5 protein-coding genes are annotated in these 2400 nt (G+C 44.1%); 1 reads left to right on the forward strand and 4 read right to left on the reverse strand.

Annotated features, from left to right (window positions below; genetic code table 11):
* A partial coding sequence (locus DPV85_RS09755) for a phage tail tape measure protein (protein WP_111327862.1) occupies window positions 1-1030 on the reverse strand: 1030 nt, incomplete at its 3' end.
* A gap of 36 nt (window positions 1031-1066) precedes the next feature.
* Here DPV85_RS09755 and DPV85_RS09760 point away from each other — a divergent pair.
* Window positions 1067-1327, forward strand: a complete 261-nt coding sequence (locus DPV85_RS09760) for a hypothetical protein (protein WP_111327863.1) — start codon at window positions 1067-1069, stop codon at window positions 1325-1327.
* A gap of 12 nt (window positions 1328-1339) precedes the next feature.
* Here DPV85_RS09760 and DPV85_RS09765 read toward each other — a convergent pair whose 3' ends face one another.
* The 3 genes from DPV85_RS09765 to DPV85_RS09775 all read right to left on the reverse strand — a co-directional run bounded on the left by DPV85_RS09765 (window position 1340) and on the right by DPV85_RS09775 (window position 2362).
* The gene (locus DPV85_RS09765; RefSeq protein WP_080970302.1) at window positions 1340-1462 is read right to left on the reverse strand and encodes a GpE family phage tail protein; all 123 of its coding nucleotides are present in this window, start codon (window positions 1460-1462) and stop codon (window positions 1340-1342) included.
* A gap of 32 nt (window positions 1463-1494) precedes the next feature.
* The gene (locus tag DPV85_RS09770; RefSeq protein ID WP_049370680.1) at window positions 1495-1743 is read right to left on the reverse strand and encodes a phage tail assembly protein; all 249 of its coding nucleotides are present in this window, start codon (window positions 1741-1743) and stop codon (window positions 1495-1497) included.
* Window positions 1744-1843: 100 nt separating this feature from the next.
* Window positions 1844-2362 carry a phage major tail tube protein gene (locus DPV85_RS09775; protein ID WP_111327864.1) on the reverse strand — a complete coding sequence of 173 codons (519 nt, stop codon included), beginning with the start codon at window positions 2360-2362 and terminating at the stop codon, window positions 1844-1846.
* Window positions 2363-2400 lie beyond the last annotated feature (38 nt).

Below are 2400 nucleotides of genomic sequence, written 5' to 3' on the forward strand. Positions count from 1 at the left end.
CGCGCTGCATTGATCCGATATATTTTAAATTCCCTTGCTCATCGGTTTCTTGTAATAACCCTAACTGGCGATTGTATTCCCCGGTATTTTGCGCGAGTAACAATACATCGTCGGCATATTGTTTACCGAATATCTTGGCAAGAAGCGGATACTGCTTATCTTTCGGCATCTGTTTCACTTTTTCAATGAAAGAAGAAATCGCCCCTTGCGCATCTTTATTCATCGCTGCGGCGAAGCTTTTTGTCGTAAACCCTAGCTGTTTTAACTCTTTTGCATGCTCGCCAGCTTTAAGTTGTAAAAACGCTGCCGACATACCTTTTACTGATTGCGCGGCAAGCTCAGGCGCTTTCCCCATTGAAAGGAAGGTAGATCCTAGCGCGGCAGATTGTTTTTCGGAAAGCCCAAGCATTCGTGTATCAGAGCCGGCACGCGTAATGACATTTACAATATCTTTCGCTTTCGATTTGGCATTATCTGATAGGTGGTTAATCACATCCCCAAATTGCGCCATCTCTGTAATTGGCTTACCCAACACGTTAGCCATGGTCGCCATTGCCTCACCCGCATCACCGGCTGCCATATCAAAAGCCACGCCCATTGTGGCCGCGTCCTTAGCGTATCCGAGTAGATTTTCCCGCGCCACGCCGGATTGACCGCCAGCCGCAACGATAGCGGCAATTTCTTCCCCAGCCATTGGGATTGTGCGAGTGAGTTTTAGAATATCGTCGCCCATTTCTTTGAATTGAGCTGGCGTATCAAAGTTTACGACCTTTTTAACATCGGCCATTGCGCTTTCAAATTTAATTGCGGGGTCGGCTAGTCCGCGAATAGTCCCCATAGTGGCCGTAACGGATGACGCCAGTGCTGTAAACCCGGCCACTCCTGTTTTAGCCAATGCGCCCATCTTTTTAGACGTACTAAGGCTTTGGTCTTGCAATATTTTAAAACTATTGCAAACAGAACGGATGCCCTTAACCGCACCTGTCACGCCGGCTGTAATGACTAATCCTATTGCTAGATTGTTTGACATGTTTTATAGTCCCGTTTAATTAATAAGGAGGAAGAAATGACAAGAGAAAAATGGGTGGAAAACACACAGGCTGTTTTATTGCTTGCACTTGTTTTAAGTTATCTCGGCAGCCTTTATCATTTTTTAGTTTTTTATTCAGAAAGTAACTCGCTCTCATGGATTTCCGTTTGCGTATCTGCTTTTTTATTTGCACTACCGTGGATATTGGTCGGCGTCCTGGTGATGTTTTCGTGTAGAGTGATTATCATCTCGCTTTTTGGCCTATTCACCACGCTTCAAACCATACTTAAACACTAAACAAAAAGCCGCTTAAATAGCGGCTTTTGTGTACCTTGCTTTTATCTGCCGCTCCGCTTGAATAATCCAACGTTCCACTTCATCAAGCGTCATCTCTTCCAGCTCGCTTGGCTGGAAACCAAACCAAAAAGCCAAGTCGGCCAGGGCTGCATTAAGGCTTTCCGCGACTACTTTCCCTTTTGCATTTTCTCAACAATTTTTGATGCGGCCTGGAAGTCGGCAATATCAAGCTCGTCAATATCTTCAGGCACTAAGCCTGTGACGATTGCAAGCAAACTCACCGCCATTTCGGTTTCGGTTTTACCTGTCATTTTGCGAATATCGCGCACTTTCGGACGGCGAATTTTTAACTCGGTGATGGTATTTCCTTGCCCGTCAGGGAAAGGGAACTCTAATTTAAGAATGGTTTCAGACATAAAAAAACTCCTTTGTGAGTAGATTTGTTTAACTTCACAAAGGAGAATACAACTTTGACCGGTTGAATGATTTTAAATAGATTTAAAGGTTTTCACCCCTTTATTGACCGATATTAGTGCGGTATTTTTGCAACACATCTTGGCCGTTTACACGGTAGATATTTGCAAGCACATCAATAAATAAGATCTCTTTGCCGGCTACGGTCTGTTTGATTGAATAAACATCTACCGTATCACCAAACTCTGAATTCTCTTTATTTTTCTGCGCCGTACCACCAATTTTGCTGGCTGACACATTCATAATGGTCACCATCGGCTCTTCAGCAGCCAACCCGCGTGAGTCAAACACCTGGAGGTTTGAGCGGATCATTAGCTGTGAATTTTTATAAGGGTTCAACAACAACGCACGCACTTCCGGATAAAAGCTATCCCAGGTAATTTCAGCTTCGATAGCGTTCGTACCGGCCGGAAGTTTAATTTCACCATGTAGACCAAGGCCTTTATGGGAAACCTTTTCAAACTCAACGTCCGGGATTTTTACTTCATTCGCGCGTCCCATTTGACTGTTGCCGTTAATATACACGTTGCCGTTGACGATTTGATTAATAGAAATACTCATCGGTTTTTACTCCTTAGCGTTGTGAAACTAAATTCACT

It is taken from the genome of Haemophilus parainfluenzae, assembly GCF_003252725.1.
In the GTDB taxonomy this organism is placed as follows: domain Bacteria; phylum Pseudomonadota; class Gammaproteobacteria; order Enterobacterales; family Pasteurellaceae; genus Haemophilus_D; species Haemophilus_D parainfluenzae_L.

Bases quoted from the DNA above. Each gene is read 5' to 3' on its own strand.
- DPV85_RS09760 (WP_111327863.1), top strand. From the start codon at position 1,067: ATGACAAGAGAAAAATGGGTGGAAAACACACAGGCTGTTTTATTGCTT.
- DPV85_RS09770 (WP_049370680.1), bottom strand. From the start codon at position 1,743: ATGTCTGAAACCATTCTTAAATTAGAGTTCCCTTTCCCTGACGGGCAA.
- DPV85_RS09775 (WP_111327864.1), bottom strand. From the start codon at position 2,362: ATGAGTATTTCTATTAATCAAATCGTCAACGGCAACGTGTATATTAAC.